Here is a 26,100-nt window from a genome sequence, read left to right on the forward strand (position 1 = left end):
TCTAGGCGAGCCAGTTTACAAGCCAAGACGATCTGTACGCACCGATGAGCCGGCTGCACGGCAGCGGCATGACGTTAACCCAGAGACGAGTGAAGAGAGGGTGGGGGGAGCCTTTCGGCTGAACCGGAAGGTGAAATGATCCCTGACAGGCGCCGCGAACAGCCCGCGCGCCTGCTCCCTAGAGAGACGAACATAATGAACCATTATTCGAACGAGGCTGCCGCCATCGCGGCAGCGCTCATGGTTGCACGCTTGGCGGCTTTGCGCTTCGAACCGGACGTCGACGTGCCGATGTTGAAGATTCGCAACTACCTCCACGCGCGCACTGCGCGGCTGCTACTTGTGCCCTCAACCCTGTCGGACGGCAGCGATGCCGCCGCCGTGGGCGAGGTGATGGCGGCGTTCGGGTGCGACGCGCTGATGGCGCGAGCAGATGGCGCCGATGCAAGGCGTGCCCGCTTTACGGTCGGTCTGCATGGACATCGCCTGTTCTGGTCGGCGCCTACCCGGCTGTGGCTCGGAGCAGCGGCACCGGCGCATTTTGTCCCCAATCATCCGGACGACACCGTCTTTGCCCTCTTCAGCGTAGGGCTGCGCGGTTGTGAGGTGCCACCGTGGAGCAGCGACGAGGAGCGCGAAGATGGGTTCGCGCTCGGCGCCGACGCGCTTGCGGCCTTGATGGCGGGGCGCTGATATGAGCCGTCTCCAGGTTTGGGCCAGCCCCAGCGAAGCGTCGGACATGATGTTCGATGTGCGCCAGCCGGGCGTGACGGGTCTTGGCTACGCGCTGTTACGTCCCCGCTCCAAGGGGAAGGAGCGCAGCCTGTCGCGGCTCGCATTCGCCAAGATGAACCCAATCGAGCCCGGACCGACCAGCCCGCAAACCCGCTGCGGCATGCCGACCACTGCTCGGGATCACCGACTGCTGCTCGCGCCGGGTGTCGCAGACCCGGTGTCGCTCGAACGCCTGTTCGCCGATTATGACGAGGCGGTGCCCGAGCATCAGCGGTTGCTCGCTGCCGTCCTGACGCTGCCGTTCGTTCGCGGTGAACCGCTGCACGATCAGTTCGACAAGGTGACCACCTGGGCCATGCTGCATCTGGCACGGGCGAGGCAGCTCACCAGCCTTGCCGTGCTGCACGCGCCCGGTGATCAACTCGCCGCGGAAGCGCCGCACGCTCACATCGTCGTGCTCAGCCGTATCCATAATGCGTGCGGATGGGCTCAGCTGCATCCGGACCTCGCCGAAAGCGAGCATGGCGCCTGGGCCGAGCGATGGCTCGACTTCTGCGAGGCATGGCGTCGTAGGCCGGAGGCTTGAAGATGAGGGTTCCGAGCGCCTCCGGCAATCGGCACCACCGGCATCCGGATACCGGTGGCGAGACGCTGGATGATCTCGATGGGGCAACAAGCCCGATGGAGAAAAGACGATGATCGCGCGCAATCCACCCATGGTGTTCCGCTTCGCCGCCATGCTGCTGCTCAGTTCTGCCGTGCTCGGTCAGTGGTGGCAGCGGCAGCCGCTTGGCGCCGATGGCCATGCTTTGGTGACCATGATGCACTCCTATTGTCCTGGCGTCGGTGGCGAAGCTGGCCCGCTCACCGTGGCGGACAGCGCCCGTTTGCTCGACCGCTGGGGCTACGCCCTTCTCGGCGATCGGACCGGATGGAACGGTAGGGATCGCTGCACGCTGCCGCGACCGCGGAAAGGGGAAGGGATCGGCAGGACAGGCAGGCGAAGCCCGGGAAGCGCGATGAAAAGCGAACGGGCCTGATCCGAACCAGTCGGTTCGGGGATCACGCCAAAAAGAAGGCCTACCGTCATGCACCGCATGCTCCACGAACCACTGCCGTCCACGTCGAACGCATTGCTCGACTATTTCCTCGCCGCGCTCGGCGGCGAAACCTACTACCCGCTCGGCGGCAACACCGGCTTGCCCGCCGGCGCCCTTGAGAGCCTCGACCACAATGTCGTGCTGGCCGCCACCCCGGTCAGCGTCCGCGTTTTCGACGAGGCGCTGCTGCGATCGGCTGAGTATCGCGATACGCTCCTCGTGCGTCACGGCTTCTACCCCGAGACGCTCGACCCGGTGCGGGTCGACGTCGCCCTCAGGTCGACCACCGGGCCGATCCTCCTGCCTGACCTCAGTCTCTTCCGCGACCTGGACGGGCAGCTCCACCTCGTGCCACAGCACCAGGACCTGTTCCTCACGGTCGGCCCCGATGGGATCTGGGTGTCGCTCATCGCACCGTTCGACCGGTGGACCGATCGTGCGGCTGGGCTTGAGCGAGCCGCAGCTGATGTGGTTCGAGCCTGTTGCAAAGCACGAGCCGGTCAATAGGTACCGAAATGCGGGCGGGGCGGCTTTACTAACGCCCCGCCTCAGACTTAGATTTCGTAGTGACCTCGATGCTCAATGCGGACGACGCCTACTCTGTTTGCTTGGTTTTCAGAGAGCGCCGAAGCACTTACCATAATCGGACATTATGGTAACTACAGCGATGTGCTACAACGGCGAAATGCAGGGTAAATTGGACCAGCCGGCAGGCGCCGCATGAGCGAGATCGTCGTCTACCGCACAGACGGGGAGGGGCTGCCGGTCCGAACGCGGCGGGGGATCGTCGAGCCGATCGATGTCCGCGTTACCCGGTTGCTGGGTCTTGCGCTGCCGGCTGAAGGTGTCCCGGTCAGCGAGATCGGTTTTGCGGCGCAGCTCGGCGCTATGGCAGCGGCGAGCAAGGCGGCGCTGGCGTCGGACCTGGCCTGCTATCTGCGCTGGTGTGGAGACACCCGTATCGCGCCGCTGCCCGCCGAGCCCGAAAACCTGGTCCGCTACATTACCATGCTCGAGGCTCGCGGCGCCAAGCCCGCCACGGTGGCCCGGCGGGTTGCCAGCCTGGCCACCGCACACGCCCTGTCAGGCCTGCAGGAGAGGGGGCACGCGCCGACGAGCCACGTGATGGTCCGCGCTGCGCTCAAGGGCCTGCGCCGGCGTCGTGGTGCGGCCCAACGCCAGGCGGCCCCGTTGCGCTTCGGGGCCTCGCTAGATCCCCATACCAAGGGGTTCACGCTGACCGCGCTGTTAGGCGCCTGTGGCGGCGAGCTGCAGGGGTTGCGCGATGCCGCCCTGCTGTCGCTCGGTTACGATGCGGGATTGCGCGTCAGCGAGCTCGTCGCCGTCACCGTCGCGCACATCGATCCGCACAGCGATGGTTCGGCGCTCCTTTTCATTCCATCATCCAAAACCGATCAGGAAGGGCAGGGGGCCTGGGGCTGGCTGTCCGCGGACACGATGCGCCGGGTCGGCGCCTGGCTAGTGGCGAGTACCATCACCGAGGGGCCCGTCTTTCGGCGCGTGGGGGTCGATCGGCGCCGTCTACGCGCCGCAGTTCCGCCGATGGCGTACGAGGCGATACCGGGGCACACGCGGCACTGGCAGGAGAAGCTCCGTGGCAAGAAGGCCGAGCCGGCGCGCGCCGTCTACACGGTCGGTACGGCCTCGCTGAGCCGGCAGGGCGTCAACGGGATCTATCGGCGCGTGGCGCTCAGCGCGTTCGATCAGGGGCTGGTCGAGATGCCGATCGCGAAGGTTGAGGAGGCGGCGAGGGCGCTATCAAGCCACTCGCTGAGAGTAGGGCTGACGCAAGATCTGTTTGCGGCCGGCGAGGACGGCGTTGGCATTGCACAGGCGCTGCGATGGTCTTCACCGTCGACCGCGCTACGCTATGGGCGCAAGCTTGCAGCCAGGAGCAATGTCGCAGCGCGCGTATTGTCTCGCATCAGAGCTTGAACTTGCGAAACCGATGCAGCCTATTTGGGTGTCGGGTTGAGTTCGCGATGGATGGGCACACTGTATTCGTCGTTGAGTCTCGCGACCAATCCGCTAACCGTTAATCTAGAAAACATATGATCGCCATTCAGATGCTGGCCAGTTATCTAAATATAGTCAAATTGGGCTGAGATAAAACCGCCACGGGCAGTATTAGAGTCCTTGTCGACTATCGCATTAAAGATATCTAAACCAGCGATTTGATAGGTTCCCGCTCCATGAGCCTTTCTGGAGAATCTCAGTATCAAGGAGGCAATGATACAGTGAGTGTCCTGCTTCATCTTCAGAATGCTATTCTGAAGATGATTGCCAAGGGTGCTGGGCTGGCGCCAACGTGTACCATGCTGTGTGCGGAGGTAGAGCGGATCCTCCCGGAGGTAATCTGTTCGGTATTAACGGTCGATGTGGCAGGCCTGCTTCATCCGCTAGCTGGCCCGAGCCTACCGGAAGTATATTCCCAAGCCTTGGATGGCTTGTCTGTCGGCCCGTTAGCCGGCTCCTGCGGAACTGCGGCCTATCTGAAAACAGAAATTACCGTCGTTGATATCGAGACCGACGTCCGCTGGGCGCAGTTCAAACACCTCGCACTTCCCCACGGGCTCCGCGCCTGCTGGTCCAGTCCGATATGTGATGCAGACGGTCGCGCGATCGCGACATTTGCCTTTTGTTATCGTAACGCCCGCGGACCGACGGCCTTCGAACGCGAGGTGGTGGCTAACTGCGTTAACCTCACGCAAATCGCTATCGAGCGACATGAGCGTGTCCTCGAGCACCAACGACGGGCTTTTACCGACGCCTTGACCGGTTGCCCCAATCGGGCCGCTTATCATGCCGCACTTTCCAAACTCGAAGGCGCTGCGGTTGGCAGTTGGGCGCTGTTCGTGTTGGATCTCGATAATCTCAAGGTCGTGAATGACACGTTTGGGCATCATGCGGGTGACGAGCTTCTTCAGATCGCCAGCGACAGGATCTCAGCAGCAGTCAGCCCCGGGCGAACGTTTCGCGTCGGTGGCGACGAGTTCGCTGTCATTCTCCAGGCTACCGATACCCTTCGTGACCTAGAGAAGATCGCGGATGAGGTTCTAAGCGCGCTCTCGGTTGCTGCCGACTGCGGCGGGCATAGCATCGTCCCTCGCGCTACCATCGGAGGCGCTACGTTCTCATCGGACGACGCCGGGGTTGGGAGTGTTCGGCAGAATGCCGACTTTGCCCTCTACCACGCCAAGGAAACCGGTCGTGGTGGTTTTGTACGATACTGGGCAGGGCTCCGCTCGAACATGACGCGGCGTATGGGCGCAATCAGGGACCTGAGTGCGGCTTTGCGAGAGGACCGGATCGAGGTCCATTATCAACCGATCTTCCGATTAGACACGCGCGAGATCGTCGGCCTGGAAGCGCTTTGCCGCATGCGCATCGGCGACAATCTGGTCTCGGCTGCCTCTTTTCATGAGGCGACTGCCGACGCACAGGTGGCGACCTCGCTCACTGCCAGGATGATGACCTTGGTAGCGGCTGACCTACGTCGATGGCTGGATTTGGGTATTCCCTTTCAGCACGTTGGTATCAATGTCTCGTCTGCGGATTTGAGTGGCGGTGCCGTAGGACAGGTTCTCTCCGCAGCGCTCGAGCGCGAGCGGGTCCCTCACGATCACGTCATTCTCGAGGTAACCGAGACGGTGTACATGGGCCGCGGGGACCAAGCGATTCAGCAAGCGATCAGGGCATTACGGGCTGACGGCATACGGGTCGCGCTGGACGACTTCGGAACGGGTTTCGCATCGCTGACGCACCTGCTCACCGTTCCCGTCGATGTCATCAAGATCGACAAACTGTTCGTTGACCACCTGGAACCAGACGGTGTCAGCGTGACCATCGTCGAAGGCCTGATCCGTACCGCGAGAAAGATGGGCATCAGGATCGTCGCCGAGGGGATCGAAACTGAAGAGCAAGTCGAACAGCTTCGCGCGATCGGCTGCGCCTTGGGGCAGGGGTACATCTTCTCGCCTGCAGTCAATCGCGAGACGACAACCGCCCTTCTCCTCGGGCATGCGCAGGGCATTGCGCGAGCGCCGATAGCGACGCGATCAGGCGTGGGCTAATTTTTTTTGGATCTGCTTTGGAAGAGGGACTCCAGCATTACGCGAGCCAACTACCTATAATCTCCTCGAACGTATGGATGAAGAAGGGGTCCCGATCGGCGTTGATCGGGACCCCTGCACGGTAAGCTTCGACCCAGATACAACGGCGTGGTCAAACCTTTCCGGTGGTCCCTTTTCGGCGCCAATCCACATGGTCGGTGTTCTACCAAGCTCTAGGCTCAGCTCCGGTCCGTGCTGCTACCGCTGCTTCTATCTCATTCAGGTCAGCTTGCGAAACCACGCCCGCCGTCAGCATCTTACGCATGAGTTCGTCGACGAGCGCCGCAAGAAAATGGATCTCGGCGCGTTCAGAAGGAGTATCTTCGCCCTCAGCATTCACGTCCATCTCGCATGTCCTTTAAATCGTTGGAAACTTGAATTCGCACAAACGAAAACCGTGCGTGTCGGTTATAGGTTTGCCTATGAACCTTTCTCAAACCGAGTCATACCGTAACGCGGCCACCCTTGAACGATCAGCAGCGGAGCAGTCTCCGCTACCTCGTGTCCGAGAGCGTCATCTAAGATCGGCCGAAGCATGGGATGCAATGGCCAGTCAGGGTGAGCTGACTGAGCGACTGGCGCAGGCGAACGCGGAGAACCGCATAAAACAACCGTACCAGCGACGACCTTCAACCGAGAATACGTAAATCAGCTCAGGGAGCCTTACGGAACAGACAGCGGTCCCGGCAGCTGCCGAGGGAACCACGTCAGGAGGGCGTCTGACAGCGCCGTAGCGACAACTGAGGGCTCGCCCGTTCGGGTGCCACTAGCGCGCACCGTGGTCGCCTGCCCCGTCCACACGACGTGATTGTCGCGGCGCAGCGATACCGTCACCTTGAGACGGGTTACGATCAGTCCGCGCAATTGATCCTTCCCCGAAGGCAAAGTCAGCGACAGGCCGCCAAGCCCGGCCGCCATGCCCGGCCGGTCTGATCGGTCGTTGCCGGACCGGACAACGCCGCGCTGGGTCTGCGATACCTCAACCTTGGCGACATAAAGGCTGTGGTTTGGGTCGGGTAGGGGCAGGAATGGTGTTCGAAGCAGGGTTCGCTGAACGGCGTCCGTGAACGTTCTCGTGATAGCGGGAGACGTAGTCGGACTATCAGCAGCCACGATCGCTATCGTGCCGGGCCTAACCGCGGTGGTGGCAACCGGCGATTGCATGAGGGCTGCGGCCGCAGCGAGAGGAAGTACGTACATCCAACAAGGTCCGATGCTTTAAGGGGCTTTTGATGTAGCTCGGCACGTCGGAGGCATGTGATTTCCCGTCTCAGCCGCGGTCTTCCGCCTCGGTTCGATTACAGAAGATCTTCGATCCTGAACGGCATCTCACGCAGCCGCTTGCCCGTCGCATGATGAATGGCATTGGCAATGGCGCCTGCACAGCCCGTCATGGCAACTTCGCCAAGCCCCTTTGCGCCAAGGGCATTGATGAGAGGATCCGGTCGATCGATAAAGCCGACGTCTATCGACCCGATGTCGGCATTCACAGGCACGACATAGTCGGCAAGGTCGTTGTTGAGCCACCCACCATAGCGAGGATCGACTTCAGTCGCTTCGCGGAGCGCCGCACCAATGCCCCAGATCACGCCGCCCCGAACCTGACTCTCGGCCGTGCGCGGCGAGATCACCCGTCCACAATCGGCGATGCTGACGACGCGCGGCACGCGGACGCGGCGCGTGCCGGGTTCGACATGAACTTCAACGAAGTGGGCAATGTAGCTGTAGGTCGTAAAGGTCGAATAATCCGGCCCGACCAGCGCCATGCCGCCCTTGCGCAGTGTCGCCAGATCTTTCGGACCCTGGTCGACCGCAACATGCTCGACCTCAACCTGAAGCGATGGACGCCGTACAGTCGCAAGCTGTCGGTGAAGATTGCCCGCCACCTGACGCCCCGCCAACAGCTCGGCCATGGCAGCGTTGAGTTTTGCGGCCGCCTCTGCCGCTGCCGGCACGACGCTTGCAGTGCCCCAGGATCCCGCTGTCGTATGCTGTGGCGCTACACTGGTGTCGCCGATAGCGATCTCCAGCTTCGAAGGATCGATCGCCAGTTCGCGTACGAGAACCTGTTCAATGGTCGAGCGGATGCCCTGGCCCATCTCATGCCCCGCAGCCGCAAACCGGGTCGTGCCGTCTGCGTTCACACGCAGAGTAACGATGTTAGGATGGGCAGAGCCCGGATAGGCGCCTGATGCTACGCCCCAGCCGACCTGCGTGCCGTCGGGCAGCGTCATCGATCCCGGCTGGAGACTACGCCGTTCCCACCCAAAACGACGTGCGCCCTCCGTGAGGCATTCCGATAGATAGCAGGACGAGAGTTTCTGGCCGTGGATCGGATCGGTCGTCGCCCGGTGGCGCAGTCGGAAGGCGACCGGATCGACGCCGAGCTTGAGGGCAAGTTCGTCTACTGCGCTTTCGAAGGCAAAGCACGACGGATGCGGTGTCGGCGACCGCATATAGCCTGGCGCCTGCGTATCGATCCGCAGATTGGCGGCGGTCCCGTGGTAGTTCTCGATGCCGTACAGCATGGGTACGGACTCATGGTAGTCAGGCGGAAACTGGCCTTCGCGCGATTGCTGCTGATCGGCGTCGTAGCGCACCGCGATCATTTTGCCGCTGGCATCCGCACCGATCTCGATCCGGTGACGGTTCTTTGGCCGGAAGGTCGCGTTATGAAAGATCTGCCCGCGCGGCAGGACGAGTTTGACCGGTCGGCCGAGCAGCATTGCAGCGCGGGCAACCAGAGCGGTCTGTCTCTGTGCTCCGCCACGCTGGCCGAAGCCCCCGCCGATCTGTGGGCTTTTTACCGTCACCTGCTCGGGCGTCAGGCGCATATTCCGCATTACGGCACCCTTAGTGTTGCTGCTGCTCTGCGTACTTTCGTAGATGGTAAGTTGCCCGTTTTCCCATACAGCCGTCGTCGACAGCATCTCGATCGGGTTATGGTGCTGTGGCGGTGAGACATAGTCCGCCTTGTGCCGGGTTACCGCGCGCGCCATCGCCTGCGTCGCATCGCCCGCTGTCACCGGTTTGACGGCTTCGCGCACCATCCCCGGCTGCTCGATGAGCGAGGTGAACGCGGGTGCTGTTGTGTAGGTCGGACGAATGGCCTCGGCGCCCTCGATCGCGGCCTCGAGCGTCTCGGCAACGACAAGTGCGACCGGCTGGCCGCGATAGGCAATGTCGGCCGTGAGCGTCGCAGGCGGGGGCGGTGCGCCAGGGGTCGCAGGAGGGGGCGGCAGAAAGTCGGTCGCGGTCAGCACGCGAATAACGCCCGGCACCTGCATCGCTGCATCGACCGACAGCGAGGCAATCCGCCCCTTCGCAATGGTTGCCGGGACCTGCATGGCGTACAGCAGCCCAGCGACCTGATGGTCGGCTCCATAGCGGGCAGCGCCCATCACCTTCTCGCGGGCATCGGCACGGGGGCGGTTGGGGAAGGGGGCGGTCATGACCGGTTCCTCGCTGCGGCTATAGTCAGGGCGTCGGCAACGGTTCGCGCGCCGAGTTCGATCTTGAAGCCGTTCTGCTTACCAGCTTTGGCATCGGCGAAGGCGGCTCGCCCTGCCGCCAGTGCGGTCGCCGGGGTCAGAGGCTTACCAGCCAGCAGCGCTTCTGCCGCGGTCGCCCGCCATGGCTTGGTCGCCACCCCGCCAAGTGCGATCCGAGCGCGCGTCACGGTGTCACCATCCATCTCCAACGCGACCGCTGCCGAGGCGAGCGCGAAGGCGTAGCTCTCCCGGTCACGGATCTTGTGATACGTCGAATGCCGGCCTGCCTTCGTCTTTGGCACGACGATCGCCGTGATCATCTCGCCTGGCTGCAGCGTGAACTCCAGGTTCGGCGTGCTGCCCGGTAGACGATAGAGTTCGGCAATCGGGATCGCGCGGCTACCGCTGGCGCCCAGCACTTCGACATAGGCGTCGAGCGCGACGAGCGCGACGGGCCAGTCGCCAGGCGAGACGGCGGTGCATGACGAACTCTGGCCTAGCACGGCCTGGCCGCGGTCGAGTCCACCGATTGCCGCGCAACCCGAACCCGGCTCCCGCTTGTTGCAAGGGTAGGTGTTGCCGACCGATGTTCCGCCTGCGCCGTTGCGGAAATAAAGGCAGCGGGTCCGCTGGAGCAGGTTACCGCCGACCGTCGCCATGTTGCGCAACTGCTGCGAGGCAGCCTTCCACAACGCCTCGGCAAGGACGGGATAGTCGCGCAGCACGACCTTGTCGGTCGCGACCGTGCTCATCGGTGCGAGCGCCTCGAAGCGTAGCCGCTCACCGTCCGTCTCAATTCCATCGAGCCCTCGGATCGTGGTGACGTCAATCAGGTGCTGAGGCTTCTCGATGTCGAGCTTCATCAGGTCATAGAGCGAGGTGCCGCCTGCGATGTAGCGGGCACCGGCTCCCGCGGCTGTGAAGGCCTGGACTGCCGCTACGGCGCTTTCGGGTCGTGCGTAGGTGAAGGGGCGCATCAGGCTTTCTCCCTTCCCGCAAACTGCTCGATCGCCGCGACGATGCCGACATAGGCGCCGCAGCGGCAGATGTTGCCGCTCATATATTCGCGAATGCGGTCCTTCGATGTGGCGTTGCCTTCGCGCACGCACGCCACTGCCGCCATGATCTGTCCCGGTGTGCAATAGCCGCATTGCAGCGCGTCGTGGTCGATGAAGGCCTGCTGCATCGGGTGCAGCGTCTCGCCATCGGCAAGCCCTTCAATCGTTGTCACGGCACGTCCGTCGACCTTGGCTGCTAGCGTGAGGCAGGATGCTACGCGCCGACCGTCGACGTGAACGGTACATGCGCCGCACTGGCCATGGTCGCAGCCCTTCTTGGCGCCAGTCAGATGCAGTTGCTCACGCAGGAGATCGAGCAGCGATGTCCGCACATCGATCTCTACCGGTACCGCCTTGCCGTTGACCGTCGTCCGGATCGCCAATCGGACGCCCACAGGCTTGGCGAGCTGTGCTGCGACCGCCGGATCGCTCTCAGCAATAAGGCTAGACGCTGTAAGCGCGGCGGTACCACCCAGTGCGGTGCGCCGCGTCAGCGGCACGCCCAGGAAGTGATCCATATCAGCCATCAACATCTCTCCGGACGGGCGCTTGCCTCGCCAGGCATTCGTAGCCGAAACAGATGCTTAGCTAAAGCGCTCAGATGGGTCAGGCAGTCGTTGCTGCCATCGACGCTTGCGGCAGCTAAAGGGGCCAGCTCCGGAAGCTTCGCTTATATTCTCGTAGGAGTCTGACCTCGTCGATAGGCGACGCAGTTGTGAGAAGGGTACAACCCTGCGGGGTGCCTAAACTATTTCAGTTGGCTGTCCTTGCTCCCACGTCGGTTCATGCCGGTTGCCACGGGACGGTCCCGACCGCTCTGACAGGCTACGCAGGTGTGTACGCCCGGTAGCGCGCGTCGGCGCCCTTCGGGAATGTCGTCCCCACACAAGGTGCAGGTAAGTCGGCTTTCACCCGCCGGCATCTGCGCGCGGGCCGCCAGAACGGCATCGGTAATGGTATCATCAATCTGGTCTGCACCGCGCCGTCTCGGCTCCATCCACCGGCCGCTTATCGTCCCCTGCTGTTGTCCTTCACCATGTAGGAACGGTTCGTACTCACGCCATGAATGTCGCATACCAGCTGAAGCATAAATACACTGTTGGATGAGGAAGTTATGCGTCCAGGGACGATCCCAGAACGTTTCAAGTGAATGAGCAAAACCCATTTTCCGCTTCGCTTCGATTCTAGCTTCGAAAACGTGCCGGATGACGAGGTTGAGACGCAGCGCGGCCTTACCGACGCGATGCTAGCGATCCAGCGCAAGACGCACGCAGATACAGGTTATGCTCACCGGGCCGTACACGCCAAAGCTCACGGCTATCTTAAAGCCAGGTTCGAGGTGCTCCCCGATCTTCCGACATCTCTCGCGCAGGGACTGTTCGAGAGACCTGCTACATACGATACCATTCTGCGTTTCAGCACGACACCAGGCGACGTGCTCGACGACAATGTTTCGACCCCGCGCGGGGTGGCGCTGAAGGTGTTAGGGGTAAGCGGAGCACGTTTGCCCGGAAGCGAAAGCGATACGACGCAGAACTACGTTCTCGGTAATTCGCCATCGTTTCAAGTGGCAACTGCTGCCGGCTTTCTAAAGCAATTGAAGATATTGGCCGCCACTACGGGGCATGCCGAGCCGGTCAAAGAAGCGCTCTCTGTTCTCTCGCGTACGACAAATGCTGGCCTGGAGAAGGTCGGGCTAAAATCGGCAACATTGACCACGCTTGCCGGCCAAGCAACCACCGAATTACTCGGTGACAACTTCTATTCGCAGGCAGCGATCCTCCACGGTGACTATTTTGCCAAGGTGGTTCTTGCACCCGTGGCGACCGAGCTGGTCGCACTATCTGGCAAGTCACTTGACGTTTCCGGCCATCCCGACGCAATCCGAGAGTCGATCCAGCGCTACTTTGCCACGCTTCCAGCAGTATGGGAGTTAAGGGTTCAGTTGGCGACGGACATCGAGGCGATGCCTGTCGAAGACTCCGCTACCGAATGGCCCGAGCACGAAAGTCCTTACGTCGCGGTAGCCCGCGTTACTGCCACCCCACAGCAGTCATGGTCAGAAGAGCTGTGGGCCGAGATCGAAAGCGGGTTAGCGTTTAACCCTTGGATCGGTTTGGCCGCGCACCGGCCGCTGGGATCGATCATGCGTGCTCGGAAGCCTGCCTACGCTGCAGCTCGAGAATATCGTGGGCAAGCCAATGGCATCAGGATCGAAGAACCTACGATCCCATAGGCATTTGGCCCCGCTGGCAGGCAAACTGAAGTGATGGTCGACCTGCTCATGCCTTTGGTGAACGATTTGGCTTCTTAAGCGGTTGGAAGGTCAAGGAGATTTATCAATGCGCGACGCTGACGGGACTTACGCAATCACGGGCGGTTGCCGCTGCGGGGGCATCCGATACCGCATCACGAACGCGCCGCTATTCGTGATGGCTTGCCATTGCACGGACTGCCAGGAGCAGACGTCGAGTGCCTTCTCGCTGGGCATGCCTGTAGACAAGGACGGCTTTTCCCATACGGGTGAACCAGTCGTCATCACCAAGACCGCCGAAAGCGGAAACGAGAGTCGCGCATATCGGTGTCCCACGTGCGCAGTGTGGACGCAGACGATAACGGACGGAACTCCGGATACAGTCGTGGTGCGTCCCTCGACCCTTGACGACGCAGAGTGGGTCAAACCCGTCGCTCAGATCTTCGTCCGAAGTTCGATGCCTTGGGCAAAGCTCGACGTACCGCACAGCTACGAGAAGGAGTTCGATGATCCGACCGAGATCGTGAAGACTTTCCGTTCGTCGGGCATAATCGACAAGGTGGCATGATCGGCCGCAGGAGATAATTTTCTTTACTGCCAAAGGCCACTACGTCGCGGCACAGGACGATTAGGACCCCGCCGAGGTGATCATTGGCGCTGCGGGCGTAGCGAAAGCGCCTAGTCGGTCATCCTGCGGTCGTTTCGTCGGAGCACGCGGCGTCAACGTGCTCCAGTCAAGGGATCGGCCGTTTGTCGTGCAAGTGGTAGTTGTTAGAGGCCGACGTGCAAATCATTGGTGGCTCCGAACTGCCACCAATGCCTGCGCGCGCTCGAACTTTCTACTTTGGCAACGCATACGCGATGACGTGATCGCCGAGCTTCGTTCCAAGCGAACCATGGCCACCCGCCACCACGACAACAAACTGCCTACCGCTCGCGGTAGAGCGATACGACATCGGCGTTGCTTGACCACCAGCGGGTAGCCGGGCGCGCCACAAGACCTTACCCGTTCGCGTGTCGTAAGCTCGGACGTAGTTGTCGATTGCCGCAGCCATGAACGCTACACCGCTTGCGGTCGTGATCGGCCCACCAAGCGATGGCACCCCCATCTTGAATGGCAGCGGCAGGATCGTCTCGTCGCGGATCGTACCGTTCTTGTGCTCCCAGACCTTCTTGCCCGTGGTCAGATCGATGCCGGCGACATAGCCCCAGGGCGGCGCCTGACAGGGCAGACCGGCAAAGGACAGGAAAGGGTTCATGTCGACCGCGAATGGTGCGCCTGTGTTGGGATTATAGCCCTGCTCTTGCGATCCGCGCCGATCCGATCCGCCGGCCGGCCCGCGTTCGTTGGGGCCACCACTATCGTCGCGACGTGGCACCAGTCGGTCGACGAACGCCACGTAGTTTGGATGTGCGAATATGACCTGTCGCACCGGGTCGATCGAGATGCCGCCCCAGTCCATGACACCGAAGTTTCCTGGGAAGACCAAAGAACCTTTCAGCGAAGGTGGCGTGAACGGCCCGCGATAATCGAGCGACTTGAAGCGGATCCGACACCAGAGCTGGTCGAGCATCGTCGTGCCCCACATGTCCGTCTCACGTGCCGGTGCTGGCATCAGCGATACCGAAGAGAAGGGTTGGGTCGGCGACGTGTGATCGCTGGGCGCGGCTCCGGCTGGCACGGCGCGTTCGGGCGCCGGGAAGATCGGCTTGCCAGTCCGGCGATCAAGCACGAACAGATTGCCGGTCTTGGTCGACTGGACCAGCGCCGGCACTCTGCCGCGGCCAGGCAGTGTCAGGTCAACCAGCGCTGGCTGCGCTGGCACGTCCATGTCCCACAGATCGTGATGGACGGTCTGATAGATCCAGCGCGGTCGGCCAGTCGCGATGTCGAGCGCGAGGACCGAAGTTGCAAATCGCTCGGTGGTAGCAGGACGGTTGCCGCCCCACTGATCGACCGCCCCCATGCCCATCGGCAGATAGACCAGCCCGAGCGCTTCATCGGCTGCCGGCGTGCTCCAGCTGTTGGGCGACGACGGCGTGTACTGTTTGCCGGTGCCAAGCGGTGCCGTGTCGGACGGGTTGCCGGGATCGAAGTTCCAGACGAGCCGGCCGGTTGCGGCATCGTAACCCCGGATGACGCCGGAAGGTACCTTGGTAGCGATGTTGTCGAACACTGCGCCGCCAGTAATGATGAGCCCCTTTGCGACCAGTGGCGCTGAGGTCACCTGATACCAGCCCTGATTGTAGTGCGGCTGACCTGGCAGCAGGCTGACGGTGCCGTTCTGACCAAAGCTGCGACACAGCGAACCCGTTCGCGGATCGAGCGCGATGAGCCGGCTGTCATTCGTGGCCAGGATGATGCGCTGTGGGCAGTCGCCGACACTTGTAGCGCTAGGTTCGCCCGCCTTCGTGCTATCCCAGTAAGAGACACCGCGGCACGTGAGGTGCTGCATGTTCTTCTGCGATGTCGCGATCTTCGGATCGAAGCGCCAGCGTTCCTTGCCGGTCTCGGCGTCGACCGCGATGACCCAGTTATGCGGGGTACACAGATACACCGTATCCCCAACCTTGATCGGCGTCATCTCGTACGTCGTCTCACCGGGATCGGTGTCGCGCTTCATGTCACCGGTGCGTAGTTGCCAGGCGACTTTCAAATTGCCGACATTGGCTGGCGTGATCTGCGTAAGCGGCGAGAATTTGTCGCCGTACCAGCTGCGCGCATAGGCTTGCCAATCGTCATCAGGCACGCCGTGGAGGTTCGCGGCAAGCGCGTGGCGTGGCCCCGGCAGGCTGCCGTCGAGATTGTGCACATCGCACGTCAGTGAGACAGCGCCGAACACTATGGCTATGCCTAGTGCCAGGGTCAGCGGACCAGCACCACGCGTCCATGAAACGCCTGGTGTCAGGCGCTTAACCGTCCAAGGCAGGGCCAGCAACGCACCGAAGATGAAGATCAGGTCGCCGCGTGGCACTAGCGGCCACCAATCGGCGCCGATCTCTGCCCATGCCCAAATTACCGTGCCGAGCACCAGCGCGGCAAACACGTGCAAAGCGAGTACACGTCTGCGCCAGAGCAACACCGCCGTCGCCAGCATGGCAAGCCCAGCAAAGATGTAAAACAGGCTGCCGCCCAACGTTGCGAGCCACACACCGCCAACAAGGTTGAGAAGCCCTACGACGCCAATGATGACGGCCAGGATATGGGGCCATCGGGCAGGGTGGCGAACGTGGGTCATTAGCGGCTCCGCGCATCATGCCTGCCCCATAGCAACGGTATTTAGGGAGGCGGTGCAAAAGGCACCGTAAACCGGTCGCGCCAGATAAATCGAGACGTCTGGATGAAACTTTTGTTACATTGGCTGTGATACCCGTAGGGATTACAGCCCGCCCTTGGCAAAATCCCCGAGCGAGCCGACCAAACACATTTGGGGGTTGTTCCGGCTCATCATATACAACCGGAAAGTTGAATAGTTTCGCAATCGCTTCTGTTGTGTTGCGGACGCTCGGCATTGGGTTGGGCGGGACGAGACGGTATTCTCGGCGCTGGCTATCTTTTCTCGAAAAGCACTCAGATCGTTGAGATAATGGGAAACTAGCCCCGCTTGAAAGGTTTTAGAGCGAGCAGAGGAGATCGACATGACGACCGAACAGCCGAACGTTGCACCCAACGACGTGAAGCCTGAGCCGCACGACGCGGATAGCGCTGCGACCGTTTTAGACGATGCGCACATCACCAAAACGCGTGGTGGCGGGGGTCGAGGCGGTGCCGATGCCGCGGATGTCTTGAGCGGATCGGGAAAGCTTAGCGGTGGTGCGACGCCGAACAGCCTATCGATGTGCCAGTTCCCCATGGCGGTGGTGGCGACCCAACTCGCGAAGCGCAGCTCAGGTCTTTGAACGACGGCCCAAAGGAACCGCACACCAATCCGAACTGATCATCCTCAGAGTATTTCGAGGAACATCGTGCGCCGTCGGGTGGACACCCCGAGGCCTCCGGGACGTTGGGTGTCTATGCATGATGATAGGACAATTTATCTAACGCGCCCGCGTTGTCTTCCCGTAGGTGAGGCAGCCGCCCTGAGCATCGTCCGATGAGCGCTGGCCGTAACCTGGCCGGACGGCGCGTAGTGATTACCGGTGCATCGAGCGGTATCGGCGCGGCAACGGCGGTGGCTTTCGCCAAAACGGGAGCGCGGCTTGTCTTGGGGGCACGAGGCAAAGACGGGCTGGATAACGTCGCGGAGCGCTGCGTCGAAGCTGGCGGCAGCGCAGTCGTCCGACCGGTAGATTGCACCGACGCAGGCGCAGTGGCCGCATTCGCCGCTGAGGCGCGCGATCTGCTCGGTGGCATTGACCTGTGGTTCAGCTGTGAAGGCGTCGGTGTGCTTGGCCGGTACGAAGACGTCCCGATCGCGGATCACGCCCGTGTCGTCGATGTGAACCTCGTCGCCCACATGAACGACGTCCATGCCGTACTGCCGATCTTCCTCGCGCAGGATCACGGCACTTGGGTAAACATGATCTCAGCCGGCGGTTTTGTCGCTACGCCTTATGCCGCGGCCTATTCGGCGAGCAAGTTCGGGTTGCGCGGATTCAGTTCCGCATTGCGCGGTGAGGTGTCGAAGCGCCCGCATATCCACATATGCGACGTCTGCCCGACCTTTGTTGATACACCCGGCGTCGATCACGCCGGTAACTATACAGGTGCCCGACTCTCGTTGCCCCCAGGTTCGCTCGCACCAGAGACGGTGGCGAAGGCAGTCGTGCGGCTTGCCACGCACCCTCGTAACTTTACCGCCGTCGGCGCACCGGCAATCGCATTCAAACTCGGCGAGTTCGCGGCGCCGAACCTGCTGGCGGCGATCATGAGCGGTTTTCTCGACTCCTGGTCGGCCCGTGCTGCCGACGGTAACGACAACGATGGGGTGTTGTTCGAACCGGGCGTCCCCGCCGGGCCTGATGGCGGCCGACGCGATCCACAACGGGGGCGCAAGGTGGCAGCCGCGGCTGGCAGTATGGCGGTTCTAGGCCTTGCGGGGGTCGGTGTATGGCTCGGCCTTCGCCGGTGATTGAGGACGATCGCTATCTCGCGGTGCGCTCGGGCATACGGTTACGAATGGACGCTGTGGTCTCAAATATTGGCGGATGTAATCGGCAAGGGTTCATCGCGTGACCGAAGCGATCGAGTTGGGACTGCCGGCACAGGCCTTCGACCGACAGGATGATGGCGACGACCTTGGCTTCTATGCGCCCCCGCGTTTAGTCACGCACATCGACGAGACAGCTGTCGGCGCACTGACCAGCCTATACCGTGATGCGATCCCCGCTGGCGGGCGGGTGCTCGACCTCATGTCGAGCTGGGTCAGCCACCTGCCGGACGACGTCGCCTATGCTGAGGTCGTCGGCCACGGCATGAACGCAGAGGAACTCACGGCCAACCCGCGCCTCGATCGCTGGTTCGTCCAGAACCTGAACGATGTGCCTAACCTGTCCGAAGAGGATGCGCGCTACGATGCCGTACTGATCTGTGTCGGGGTTCAATATCTGCAACACCCCCTGGCGGTACTGCGCGAGGTTCGTCGTGTGCTGAAGCCGGGAGGCCGCGTCATCATAAGCTTTTCGAACCGGTGCTTCCCGACCAAGGCCGTGGCGGTCTGGCGCGCTCTCGATACGCAGGGCCACGCCTCGCTTGTCCGCCTCTATCTCGAGACGGCGGGTTTTCGCGGAGTCACGGCATCCTTACTCGCCGACGGTCGCCTGGGCGATCCATTGGTCGCGATAACCGGTCGCAGTTGAGGCTGTCGGGATCACACCAGCAATGAGGGCGCTGACTTCCGGTTCAGTACCGTCGCGGCTGTTACAGGTACGTATCAGGCGCAACGGCGACTCAGTGGTCAGGCCTCGACGCTGGCGGTCAAGGGTGGCGTCTGCTGATGTTGAACGACCAGCCAATCGTCGTGTCCCCGCATGCGCAAAGTCGAGGTGCAGTGTGCCTCGTACTTCTCGTCGCCGCTCGTGCATCGCGCTGTGTAGGCAACGACGATCAGACCCTCCTGAGGGCGTGACACTCGTCGATCCGATAACTCGACCGTATCCCAATCGGGCGTAGCCTTGACCGCATCCTTCGCGTCCTGGCCCTGGAAGACATAAGGCGGACGAGGAAGGACCATGACGATCTCCTCGTCGATCCGGTTCTGGTAATGCTCGTCGCTGGCATCCCATAGGCTACCTTCAAATTCCCACACGCGCTGGTCGTCCATGCCGTCTCTCCTTCATGGCTATAGCGCGGCAGAATAGACGAGGGTTCCGGCGTCCGAGCCTATCTCACAAACGATCGGGCCTGTTGAAAAATGCCGGACATGCCGGGGTGCTCCTTCGTTTCACTCCTACCGTGAGGAGCGCCGCTATGATGGGACCAGCCTGTCGCGGTGGGCGGGAAGGGGCGTCCCGTCGCACTATAGAAGCCATGTTGCCCGCAGACCACCTCTTGCGCCGCATCGATCGGTGTCTCGACACGGCCGAACTGAGAGAAGCGCTGGCCTGTCATTACAGCGTGCGAGGTCGGCCGTCGATCGACCCCGAACTTCTCATCCGCATGACCCTGATCGGCCGCATCTACGCGATCACGTCCGAGCGGCGCCTGTGTGAGGAGCTGCGCTACAATCTTGCCTATCGCTGGTTCTGCCGTCTCACGCCGGGAGACAAGGTTCCGCACCACTCGACATTCAGCAAGAACCGGCATGGACGCTTTCGCGACGCCGGCGTCTTCCGGCAGCTGTTCGACGCCACGGTGCGCCGCTGCATCGGGGAGGGTCTGGTCGGAGGCAAGGACGCCGCGATCGACGCCTCGTTCATCGAAGCTGACGCGTGCTGGCAGCGCAAGACCGTGCCCGGCTATTTGCCCTATGTGGCAAACGGCGGTCGTCCCGTCCGGGAGTGGCTGAGCGATCAGGGCAGTGTCAGCACGAAGCCTGGTGGCTCGAAGGATTTCGAAGGTGTCTCGCGAACCGATCCTGCTGCAGCCTGGTCGGCGCGCCCGGGTCGCGCGCGGTTCGGCTAACCGGCGCGGTAGACCATCAGCTACCGTATCGTAAACGACGGTTGCGTTGAATGCCTGACTTAGAAACCGGGTCGCCGCTTCCACGTCAGGCACCGTAATCCCAATGTGATCGATCCCGCGTACATTGCCGGCCATGCTGGCATCGGGTGTCATGGTCGAGCCAGGAACGAGGTAATTAGTGGGTCCAGCGCCGGCGCGCATTCCTCGGGAACCCAGTGACCGCACCCGGGCAGCACGTGCGCCTCGACGTTGGTGGCGTAGCGTCGGATGTTTTCCGGCTGACTGACGCCGAAACCGCCATTGCCACCCCCGCCAACGGCAAGAACCGGCATGGTCAGCTTACTCGCTGCCAGTGCCTGATTTTGCACGATAGATCGGGGTAACGCACGGTAATATTCGAACACGTGATGGAACGTCTGCGGCTTTGCATAAGAGCGAACGTAGCGATCGATCAGCCCATCGGTGAACACCGCCTGGTTGCTCGCATGATGGCGAATGAAGTGCGTCAGGAACAGCCGCTCATTGCCTTTCACCATCGCGTCCGCCAACTGATCGTCGGCTGCGAAAAAGCTATGGTGCCAGCCCGGTGCCTCACCGGTCGCGACGAACGCGGGTAGCGAATAGAGCGTGTCGTCGGGTACGGTCGCTTCTATGAAGGCGGCCTTGACGATGTCGGCGGGGTGACGCGCGACCATTGGATAGCTGTTCCAGATGCCGATATCGTGCGCGACCAGATAGAAGGGTTTGTCCGGGCTGAAACGCTTGGCGAATTTGTACAGATAGTCGGAAATGTCGACGCCGGTGTAAGACGTGCGAGGTGCTTCCGACAGGCCAAGACCCGGCAGCTCGACCGCCACCACCGTATAGCGCCCGGCAAGTTTCGGCATGAGGCGGTTCCACTCATACCATGTCTGCCCAAAACCGTGGACGAGGAGCACGAGCGGGCCTCGACCGCCGCGCACGAAATGCAGCTTCACGCCGTCAATGGTTACGTAACCGCCGCTAAATCCATCAGGAATCGGAAATTCTTCATGCGCGGCGGGTAGAACCGCACGCGGCGCGGCTTGGATCGGCGTCGCTGTCATAGCGAGTGCAGCAAGCGCAAAGGAGATGCTGTAGGGCTTCATGTCTGAACCTCGTTCTCAAAAAAGGAGCGGTCAGCGGCCTGACGGCGCGCGGTGACCGGGTGGAAAGGCGAAACGGCGTGCGGCCAGCGCGATGAGAAAGGCTATCAGGGCCAGCGCCGCGACAGCGGGCGGCAACAGCGAGGTCCCTCCCGTCGTGAGCAGCGCACCGCCGAGCGCACCGCCGACCGCGATCGCCAGGTTCCACGCCGTGGTCACCATCGCCTGCGCCAGATCGACGCCATCACCGGCCGCGTCTGCCGACGCCGTCTGCATCATCGCTCCGGCACCGCCAAAGCCGAGGCCCCAGATGACGGCCGCCGCATAGACGGCGATGCCCTGTCCGCCAGCAATCGTGAGGAGCACCGCGACCGCCGCGAACGATCCGATCGCAAGCAGTACCAGCACACGGAGCATCCGATCTACCAGTCGCCCTACGGTCCAGATGCCGGCCAGCGAACTGACACCGAATGCAAGCAGCACGAGATCGACCCGAACGGCCGCAGCCGTCGCGAACGGCGCAATGTAGGTGTACAGGATGTTGTGCGCCGTCATCCAGGTTAGGATGACGAGCAGAATCGGCACGACTCCCGGCGTGGCTATGACCCGGCGTAGCGACGGACGATCATCGGCCGTCCGGCCAGGAGCATCGGGCACTTTTGCGATGATCCAGCCGATCAGCACGACGCTGAGCGCGGAGAGGACCAGAAACGACCCGCGCCAACCAACCAGACCACCCAGGAAGGTCCCCAAGGGCACCCCTAGCGAGAGCGCCAGCGGCACGCCAACCATGGCAAGCGCCATGGCCGGGCCGGTCTGGTCCGGACGTACGATGCTGCGCGCGTAACCCGCGAGAATCCCCCAGGCGAGCCCCGCTGCGCACCCGCCGACGAACCGCGCGACCAGCACGAGGCTGATAGACCCTGCCCATGCCGTCAACGTGTTCCCGACAACGAAGCAGATGATGGTACCGAGCAATAACGGCCGGCGGGGAAGGCCTTGGGTCAAGCTGGTAAGCGGAATCGCCGCGAGCAAGGACCCCAGAGCATAGACCGCAACAAGTTGTCCCGCGATTGCTTCAGAGATTCGCAGGCCAGAGGCAATTTGCGGCAGCAAGCCAGCGGGAAGCGTCTCGGTAACGATGCACAGGAAGCCACTGGCGGCGAGGCCTGACAGTGCTGCGGCAGGAAGTGCGGTACGCGGCACCGCCCCGGTTTCGACGAGGCCTAGCGAGGGGGAAGGCGGCATGATTGTCCTTATTCGACAGTTCGTACCTGCTCTCAGACCTCAACGATCCGGGGCATGGCTATTTAACTTAATGACCGCTATACAAATATGATCCAGCGATGCAAGGGGTTATGTAATGATCATTAACGAAAATAAGCGGCAGCGGGGACGGCCGCGCGGGTTCGTTCTCGACGCAGCGGTCGAGGTCGGACAACATCTCTTTCACGAGCACGGCTATGAGAACGTCAGCGTCGCCGCGCTGACCGAGGCGATCGGGATTACCCCGCCGAGCTTCTACGCGGCGTTCGGCAGCAAGACCGCCTTCTTCAAGGATACGTTGCGGCTCTATTCGGCCACCGTCGTGCCGCTGGATCGCTTTCTGGTTCCAGGTATCGCCCCCACGACGGCGCTCTGCGATATGCTACGCGCTGCGGCGCGTGCGTATGCCGCCCATCCGCAGCGGCGTGGTTGCCTTATCCTCGAACATGCCAAGGCCGGGACAACAGATTGGGGCATCGCGGCTGCACAGATCGCAACCGAAAATCGCGAACGAGTGCGAGTGTTTCTTAAAGCGTCCGACAGCGAAGCGCCTGAGCGTATCGCGGATTACGTTGCCATGACCATGCTCGGCCTGTCGGCCGCTGCGCGGGAGGGATGGAAGGAGGCAAGGCTACTTGCTGTCACGGAGACGGCAGCGAAGGCGCTAAATTATTGCTAGCCACATGATAGATAGCCAAGGCCCACCTGAAACGGTTTTCCCAATTAGGAACCGCAAGCGAGACGGCGCGGGCATTCTCGGAATCGATACGATTTCGAAAAGCTTTAGGTTTGCCAAGTGTCCGATCTAAGCTGGAGGTAGAGTACCGCCACGGCCGGGCTCTTTGTAATCGCGGCCTATTGGTTCGCTGGCCGTGATGTTACAACGCAGTCGATCGTAGCAAGGTTGGCAAATCGGGCCGAGCACATCTGCCCGATGGCTATCCTATGGACACCGGTCAACGCGCCAGTGCTGACAATCTGGCCCCGCTTCAATGGATATCTTGCATGCCAAGGCGCTCCTGTTTCTGCATCAAGCGTCCACCTGTACGCTGTCGCTGGCAACCAAGGCGGTCATGTTGACGATGCCGCGCGTTGTCGTCGAAGAAACGAGGACGTGCACAGGTTTTGACATGCCGAGCAGCATTGGTCCGATTGGCAGCCCACGGGTGATCGACGTCGCGAGCGTCAGCGCAACGTTAGCGGTGTCGAGCGATGACATGACCAGCAGATTAGCTGCCCCGTCGAGTGTCGATCGACTGACGCTTCTTGCCCGGATCGCGGCGTTGAGCGCGCTGTCGGCGTGCATCTCGCCATCGATGGCGAGATCGGGCGCCTGCTGCCGTATCACCAAAGAGGCGTTTGTATTCCCTGCTAAACTGCGAGCTACTCTTATAGCCGACAGCGAACGATATAGAAGCTGCGTCGGCACCCCTGGAAACCAGGCGACGGCGCGCTTCCTGAAGCCGGATGTGCTTTTGGTACTGCAGCGGGCTTAGAGCTGTAACCGCCTTGAAACGTCGGTGGAACACGGACGCGCTCATGCCAGCCACGGCGGCCATATCCTCAACGCTGAGTGGCTCGGTGTAGTGCTCACGTATCCACGCCATAGCCTGTCGAATATGCGACAATCGGGAGTCGACGCCGGCAATCTGACGCAACATCTCAGCGTGCGGACTCAACATCAGCCGAAACATCAGCTCACGCTCCAGGTGGAGCGCCATAACCGGAATTTCCTCTGGGCGCTCGTACAGTGCCAGCAATCTTTGCCAAGCGCCAATCAGCTCGACATTGGCCACGCTGAAAGCGAAGCCCGGCTGCATCTGCAACTCCCGGGTTTCGGACAGATAGAGCACCACGTTCATGATTACGGCTGGATCGAGATTGAGACCGATCGCCAGAAACGGCTTGTCGGGCGACGCTTCTATAATCTGACCCATTGCAGTGATCTCGGCAGCGACCAGCATGGTCTGTCCGGGGCCGTATTCGAACACCTGATCGCCGATAATCGTCCGCTTGGTTCCCTGCAGAACGATGACCGCCGTCGGATTATAGACCAGGGCACTCAACTCGGTCGGTCCGATGACGCTGTATATGCTCAGCCGCGACATGCCGGGATGTTTGGCATCAGTATAACGCATCGCCAGCGCGCGGATTTCATCGAGCTTATCCATGTCTTATCAAGGATCAGTTGCCTGAAAAGATCAATGCCCCGGCGGGATCAGGCAACTTATCGGGACGATCAGGCATGGCGGAAATGCCGCCCGCGACCCAGATTTCTTTGACACATTAGAAGGTGCGGTCATGCAAAAACGTAAATTGGGCACGAACGGTCCTGAAGTCTCTGCCATCGGCTATGGCGCGATGGGCTTTCATCTGGCTTACGGCTCCGCCGACGAGGAGGCCGGGCTGGCGACGATCCGTCGTGCCTATGATCTCGGCGTCACGTTCTTCGATACGGCCGAGGTCTATGGCTGGGGCGACAACGAGAAGTTCATCGGCCGTGCTGTCAAAGGCTTCCGAGACGACGTGGTGTTGGCCACCAAGTTCGGCTTCACCCCGTCATGGGAAGCTGACAGCCGGCCCGCGCACATTCGCGAAGTCACCGAGAACAGCCTGCGCTATCTGGGAGTCGATCATATCGATGTGCTCTACCAGCACCGGGTCGATCCGAACGTGCCGATCGAAGATGTGGCCGGCACGGTCAAGGACCTGATCGCCGAGGGAAAGGTCAAGCATTTCGGGCTGAGCGAAGCTGGTCCCCAAACCATCCGCAAGGCGCACGCCGTGCAGGAAGTGGCGATGCTTCAGACCGAATATTCGGTGTTCGAGCGCGATGTTGAAGTCCTGTTCCCGGTCTTGCGCGAGCTTGGTGTTGGCCTCGTCCCGTACTCGCCTCTCGGTCGCGGCTTTCTGACAGGTGCGGTCAAGCCGGCCGCCAAGTATGAAGAGGGCGATATGCGTCGGGGCGATCCGCGCTGGCAGCCCGGCAATTTCGAGAAGAACGTCGAAGCCGTTCGGCAGTTGAAAGAGCTTGCGACAACGAAGGGCGCCACCGTTTCGCAATTGGCGCTCGCCTGGTTGCTCGCTCAGGGCAACGACATCGTACCGATCCCGGGCTCCCGCAAGGCAGAACGCGTCGTGGAAAACGTCGGTGCCGCTGATCTGGCGCTGTCGGCAGAAGACTTGGCCAGGATCACGGAAATCCTGCCTGAGGGCGGTTTCGGCGAGCGCTATGCCAAAGAACTTGCGCCGACCTGGATCTAATGCCGAGCAACAATGGGCTGATCGATAACCGACCAGCCCATACTCAATAAAAGGAGGATCAAAAGTGAACCCCTCCCGAGACCGTATTTGGGTTTTTCAACGCCTTCCCGAATATGGTGGCAGGTCTGCTATCAGGGGGAGGTCTACCGTGAACCCACGCTGCAGATTCTTGCCAATCCGTAACCGACAAACAGGTAGTTGAGTCATTCCCACAAACGAACCGCGATCGGGACATGGGAGGCCGTCTCGAATGGGATCGAATTTTGAGAATGGCCCGACTTAGTGGCAACCGCTCACACTTGGCGGAAAAAATCAAAAGATTTGGATAAACGCGGCGGCAAAAAGCAACCGGCGACGACCATTCCTGCGCGCTGGATTTTGCATCTCCTCGTCCGTGACTGCGGTTCGATCTCGGCAAGCGATAGTCGTGACCGACTTCAATGGTGCTCGGCTTTGACGGTGGCTAGGAAGCGAGGCATGAGGCCTGTCGATTTCAACGCGGTCAGATAAGCGGCCGCTTCGCACGACGCTCGGCTTTCGTTGTCTTTATCACATCGAGCAATGCCACCATCGGCACTTCGAGGTATTTCCTCGTCGAGGCGGGTTCTATCG

24 protein-coding genes and 1 pseudogene are annotated in these 26,100 nt (G+C 61.6%); 14 read left to right on the forward strand and 11 right to left on the reverse strand.

The window, feature by feature from the left end:
* Nucleotides 1-195 precede the first annotated feature (195 nt).
* From AC0CH3_RS17095 to AC0CH3_RS17120, 6 genes are all read left to right on the forward strand, one after another.
* Nucleotides 196-693, forward strand: a complete 498-nt coding sequence (locus AC0CH3_RS17095; RefSeq protein WP_056025615.1) for a hypothetical protein — start codon at nucleotides 196-198, stop codon at nucleotides 691-693.
* 1 nt (nucleotide 694) lies between these two features.
* The gene (locus AC0CH3_RS17100; RefSeq protein WP_056025618.1) at nucleotides 695-1,321 is read left to right on the forward strand and encodes a hypothetical protein; all 627 of its coding nucleotides are present in this window, start codon (nucleotides 695-697) and stop codon (nucleotides 1,319-1,321) included.
* A gap of 109 nt (nucleotides 1,322-1,430) precedes the next feature.
* Nucleotides 1,431-1,775 carry a hypothetical protein gene (locus AC0CH3_RS17105; RefSeq protein WP_156350693.1) on the forward strand — a complete coding sequence of 115 codons (345 nt, stop codon included), beginning with the start codon at nucleotides 1,431-1,433 and terminating at the stop codon, nucleotides 1,773-1,775.
* 48 nt (nucleotides 1,776-1,823) lie between these two features.
* Nucleotides 1,824-2,342: a hypothetical protein gene (locus AC0CH3_RS17110; RefSeq protein WP_353454039.1), complete on the forward strand. Its 519-nt coding sequence runs from the start codon at nucleotides 1,824-1,826 to the stop codon at nucleotides 2,340-2,342.
* Between the two features lie 213 nt (nucleotides 2,343-2,555).
* A complete protein-coding gene (locus AC0CH3_RS17115; protein ID WP_056025627.1) occupies nucleotides 2,556-3,791 on the forward strand; it encodes a hypothetical protein in 1,236 nt (411 codons plus the stop codon).
* Between the two features lie 257 nt (nucleotides 3,792-4,048).
* The gene (locus tag AC0CH3_RS17120) at nucleotides 4,049-5,929 is read left to right on the forward strand and encodes a sensor domain-containing phosphodiesterase (RefSeq protein WP_056025630.1); all 1,881 of its coding nucleotides are present in this window, start codon (nucleotides 4,049-4,051) and stop codon (nucleotides 5,927-5,929) included.
* Nucleotides 5,930-6,131: 202 nt separating this feature from the next.
* Here the strand turns inward: AC0CH3_RS17120 and AC0CH3_RS17125 are convergent, their stop codons facing one another.
* From AC0CH3_RS17125 to AC0CH3_RS17145, 5 genes and pseudogenes are all read right to left on the reverse strand, one after another.
* Nucleotides 6,132-6,314: a hypothetical protein gene (locus AC0CH3_RS17125; RefSeq protein WP_082446317.1), complete on the reverse strand. Its 183-nt coding sequence runs from the start codon at nucleotides 6,312-6,314 to the stop codon at nucleotides 6,132-6,134.
* A gap of 952 nt (nucleotides 6,315-7,266) precedes the next feature.
* Nucleotides 7,267-9,420, reverse strand: coding sequence for a xanthine dehydrogenase family protein molybdopterin-binding subunit (locus AC0CH3_RS17130; RefSeq protein ID WP_056025636.1), 2,154 nt, complete (start codon nucleotides 9,418-9,420; stop codon nucleotides 7,267-7,269).
* The gene (locus AC0CH3_RS17135; RefSeq protein ID WP_354304368.1) at nucleotides 9,417-10,436 is read right to left on the reverse strand and encodes an FAD binding domain-containing protein; all 1,020 of its coding nucleotides are present in this window, start codon (nucleotides 10,434-10,436) and stop codon (nucleotides 9,417-9,419) included. Before AC0CH3_RS17135 ends, AC0CH3_RS17130 begins: the two co-directional genes overlap by 4 nt.
* Entirely contained in the window at nucleotides 10,436-11,044 is a 609-nt protein-coding gene (locus AC0CH3_RS17140) for a (2Fe-2S)-binding protein (RefSeq protein WP_056025642.1), read from the reverse strand. Before AC0CH3_RS17140 ends, AC0CH3_RS17135 begins: the two co-directional genes overlap by 1 nt.
* Nucleotides 11,045-11,265: 221 nt before the next feature.
* Nucleotides 11,266-11,495 (reverse strand): annotated as a pseudogene (locus AC0CH3_RS17145) (DksA/TraR family C4-type zinc finger protein).
* 172 nt (nucleotides 11,496-11,667) lie between these two features.
* On the opposite strand from AC0CH3_RS17145, the gene AC0CH3_RS17150 reads away from it, so the two are divergent.
* Both AC0CH3_RS17150 and AC0CH3_RS17155 read left to right on the forward strand, forming a co-directional pair.
* Nucleotides 11,668-12,753 carry a catalase family protein gene (locus AC0CH3_RS17150; RefSeq protein WP_056025645.1) on the forward strand — a complete coding sequence of 362 codons (1,086 nt, stop codon included), beginning with the start codon at nucleotides 11,668-11,670 and terminating at the stop codon, nucleotides 12,751-12,753.
* A gap of 106 nt (nucleotides 12,754-12,859) precedes the next feature.
* Nucleotides 12,860-13,339 carry a GFA family protein gene (locus AC0CH3_RS17155; protein WP_056025648.1) on the forward strand — a complete coding sequence of 160 codons (480 nt, stop codon included), beginning with the start codon at nucleotides 12,860-12,862 and terminating at the stop codon, nucleotides 13,337-13,339.
* 271 nt (nucleotides 13,340-13,610) lie between these two features.
* On the opposite strand, the gene AC0CH3_RS17160 is transcribed toward AC0CH3_RS17155, so the two are convergent.
* A complete protein-coding gene (locus AC0CH3_RS17160) occupies nucleotides 13,611-16,010 on the reverse strand; it encodes a membrane-bound PQQ-dependent dehydrogenase, glucose/quinate/shikimate family (protein ID WP_465238096.1) in 2,400 nt (799 codons plus the stop codon).
* 400 nt (nucleotides 16,011-16,410) lie between these two features.
* On the opposite strand from AC0CH3_RS17160, the gene AC0CH3_RS17165 reads away from it, so the two are divergent.
* From AC0CH3_RS17165 to AC0CH3_RS17175, 3 genes are all read left to right on the forward strand, one after another.
* Entirely contained in the window at nucleotides 16,411-16,671 is a 261-nt protein-coding gene (locus AC0CH3_RS17165) for a hypothetical protein (protein ID WP_056025654.1), read from the forward strand.
* A 194-nt stretch (nucleotides 16,672-16,865) separates the two neighbouring features.
* Nucleotides 16,866-17,843, forward strand: coding sequence for an SDR family oxidoreductase (locus tag AC0CH3_RS17170; RefSeq protein ID WP_465238097.1), 978 nt, complete (start codon nucleotides 16,866-16,868; stop codon nucleotides 17,841-17,843).
* A 100-nt stretch (nucleotides 17,844-17,943) separates the two neighbouring features.
* Complete coding sequence (locus tag AC0CH3_RS17175; protein ID WP_056025661.1) at nucleotides 17,944-18,570, forward strand: class I SAM-dependent methyltransferase; 627 nt, start codon at nucleotides 17,944-17,946, stop codon at nucleotides 18,568-18,570.
* A gap of 98 nt (nucleotides 18,571-18,668) precedes the next feature.
* Here the strand turns inward: AC0CH3_RS17175 and AC0CH3_RS17180 are convergent, their stop codons facing one another.
* Entirely contained in the window at nucleotides 18,669-19,034 is a 366-nt protein-coding gene (locus tag AC0CH3_RS17180; RefSeq protein WP_056025664.1) for a hypothetical protein, read from the reverse strand.
* Between the two features lie 206 nt (nucleotides 19,035-19,240).
* Between AC0CH3_RS17180 and AC0CH3_RS17185 the strand changes: the two genes are divergently transcribed.
* Entirely contained in the window at nucleotides 19,241-19,834 is a 594-nt protein-coding gene (locus tag AC0CH3_RS17185) for a transposase (RefSeq protein WP_465238098.1), read from the forward strand.
* A gap of 149 nt (nucleotides 19,835-19,983) precedes the next feature.
* Here AC0CH3_RS17185 and AC0CH3_RS17190 read toward each other — a convergent pair whose 3' ends face one another.
* Both AC0CH3_RS17190 and AC0CH3_RS17195 read right to left on the reverse strand, forming a co-directional pair.
* Nucleotides 19,984-20,961: an alpha/beta fold hydrolase gene (locus AC0CH3_RS17190; RefSeq protein WP_465238099.1), complete on the reverse strand. Its 978-nt coding sequence runs from the start codon at nucleotides 20,959-20,961 to the stop codon at nucleotides 19,984-19,986.
* A gap of 30 nt (nucleotides 20,962-20,991) precedes the next feature.
* Nucleotides 20,992-22,206 (reverse strand): MFS transporter, encoded by a 1,215-nt coding sequence (locus AC0CH3_RS17195; RefSeq protein ID WP_056025670.1) that lies wholly within the window; start codon nucleotides 22,204-22,206, stop codon nucleotides 20,992-20,994.
* 115 nt (nucleotides 22,207-22,321) lie between these two features.
* Between AC0CH3_RS17195 and AC0CH3_RS17200 the strand changes: the two genes are divergently transcribed.
* Nucleotides 22,322-22,903, forward strand: coding sequence for a TetR/AcrR family transcriptional regulator (locus tag AC0CH3_RS17200; protein ID WP_056025673.1), 582 nt, complete (start codon nucleotides 22,322-22,324; stop codon nucleotides 22,901-22,903).
* Nucleotides 22,904-23,254: 351 nt separating this feature from the next.
* On the opposite strand, the gene AC0CH3_RS17205 is transcribed toward AC0CH3_RS17200, so the two are convergent.
* Nucleotides 23,255-23,530, reverse strand: a complete 276-nt coding sequence (locus AC0CH3_RS17205; protein ID WP_156350694.1) for a phosphate acyltransferase — start codon at nucleotides 23,528-23,530, stop codon at nucleotides 23,255-23,257.
* Complete coding sequence (locus AC0CH3_RS17210) at nucleotides 23,454-24,395, reverse strand: AraC family transcriptional regulator (RefSeq protein ID WP_465238100.1); 942 nt, start codon at nucleotides 24,393-24,395, stop codon at nucleotides 23,454-23,456. Before AC0CH3_RS17210 ends, AC0CH3_RS17205 begins: the two co-directional genes overlap by 77 nt.
* Before the next feature lie 130 nt (nucleotides 24,396-24,525).
* Between AC0CH3_RS17210 and AC0CH3_RS17215 the strand changes: the two genes are divergently transcribed.
* Nucleotides 24,526-25,488 (forward strand): aldo/keto reductase, encoded by a 963-nt coding sequence (locus AC0CH3_RS17215; protein WP_056025679.1) that lies wholly within the window; start codon nucleotides 24,526-24,528, stop codon nucleotides 25,486-25,488.
* Nucleotides 25,489-26,100 lie beyond the last annotated feature (612 nt).

Source organism: Sphingomonas sp. AC449 (assembly GCF_979253475.1).

Bases quoted from the DNA above. Each gene is read 5' to 3' on its own strand.
- AC0CH3_RS17100 (WP_056025618.1), top strand. From the start codon at position 695: ATGAGCCGTCTCCAGGTTTGGGCCAGCCCCAGCGAAGCGTCGGACATG.
- AC0CH3_RS17170 (WP_465238097.1), top strand. From the start codon at position 16,866: ATGAGCGCTGGCCGTAACCTGGCCGGACGGCGCGTAGTGATTACCGGT.
- AC0CH3_RS17115 (WP_056025627.1), top strand. From the start codon at position 2,556: ATGAGCGAGATCGTCGTCTACCGCACAGACGGGGAGGGGCTGCCGGTC.
- AC0CH3_RS17140 (WP_056025642.1), bottom strand. From the start codon at position 11,044: ATGGCTGATATGGATCACTTCCTGGGCGTGCCGCTGACGCGGCGCACC.
- AC0CH3_RS17190 (WP_465238099.1), bottom strand. From the start codon at position 20,961: ATGAAGCCCTACAGCATCTCCTTTGCGCTTGCTGCACTCGCTATGACA.
- AC0CH3_RS17135 (WP_354304368.1), bottom strand. From the start codon at position 10,436: ATGCGCCCCTTCACCTACGCACGACCCGAAAGCGCCGTAGCGGCAGTC.
- AC0CH3_RS17095 (WP_056025615.1), top strand. From the start codon at position 196: ATGAACCATTATTCGAACGAGGCTGCCGCCATCGCGGCAGCGCTCATG.
- AC0CH3_RS17185 (WP_465238098.1), top strand. From the start codon at position 19,241: ATGTTGCCCGCAGACCACCTCTTGCGCCGCATCGATCGGTGTCTCGAC.
- AC0CH3_RS17110 (WP_353454039.1), top strand. From the start codon at position 1,824: ATGCACCGCATGCTCCACGAACCACTGCCGTCCACGTCGAACGCATTG.
- AC0CH3_RS17105 (WP_156350693.1), top strand. From the start codon at position 1,431: ATGATCGCGCGCAATCCACCCATGGTGTTCCGCTTCGCCGCCATGCTG.
- AC0CH3_RS17130 (WP_056025636.1), bottom strand. From the start codon at position 9,420: ATGACCGCCCCCTTCCCCAACCGCCCCCGTGCCGATGCCCGCGAGAAG.
- AC0CH3_RS17120 (WP_056025630.1), top strand. From the start codon at position 4,049: ATGAGCCTTTCTGGAGAATCTCAGTATCAAGGAGGCAATGATACAGTG.
- AC0CH3_RS17205 (WP_156350694.1), bottom strand. From the start codon at position 23,530: ATGCACGCCGACAGCGCGCTCAACGCCGCGATCCGGGCAAGAAGCGTC.
- AC0CH3_RS17200 (WP_056025673.1), top strand. From the start codon at position 22,322: ATGATCATTAACGAAAATAAGCGGCAGCGGGGACGGCCGCGCGGGTTC.
- AC0CH3_RS17155 (WP_056025648.1), top strand. From the start codon at position 12,860: ATGCGCGACGCTGACGGGACTTACGCAATCACGGGCGGTTGCCGCTGC.
- AC0CH3_RS17150 (WP_056025645.1), top strand. From the start codon at position 11,668: ATGAGCAAAACCCATTTTCCGCTTCGCTTCGATTCTAGCTTCGAAAAC.
- AC0CH3_RS17180 (WP_056025664.1), bottom strand. From the start codon at position 19,034: ATGGACGACCAGCGCGTGTGGGAATTTGAAGGTAGCCTATGGGATGCC.
- AC0CH3_RS17210 (WP_465238100.1), bottom strand. From the start codon at position 24,395: ATGGATAAGCTCGATGAAATCCGCGCGCTGGCGATGCGTTATACTGAT.
- AC0CH3_RS17160 (WP_465238096.1), bottom strand. From the start codon at position 16,010: ATGACCCACGTTCGCCACCCTGCCCGATGGCCCCATATCCTGGCCGTC.
- AC0CH3_RS17165 (WP_056025654.1), top strand. From the start codon at position 16,411: ATGACGACCGAACAGCCGAACGTTGCACCCAACGACGTGAAGCCTGAG.
- AC0CH3_RS17215 (WP_056025679.1), top strand. From the start codon at position 24,526: ATGCAAAAACGTAAATTGGGCACGAACGGTCCTGAAGTCTCTGCCATC.
- AC0CH3_RS17195 (WP_056025670.1), bottom strand. From the start codon at position 22,206: ATGCCGCCTTCCCCCTCGCTAGGCCTCGTCGAAACCGGGGCGGTGCCG.
- AC0CH3_RS17125 (WP_082446317.1), bottom strand. From the start codon at position 6,314: ATGGACGTGAATGCTGAGGGCGAAGATACTCCTTCTGAACGCGCCGAG.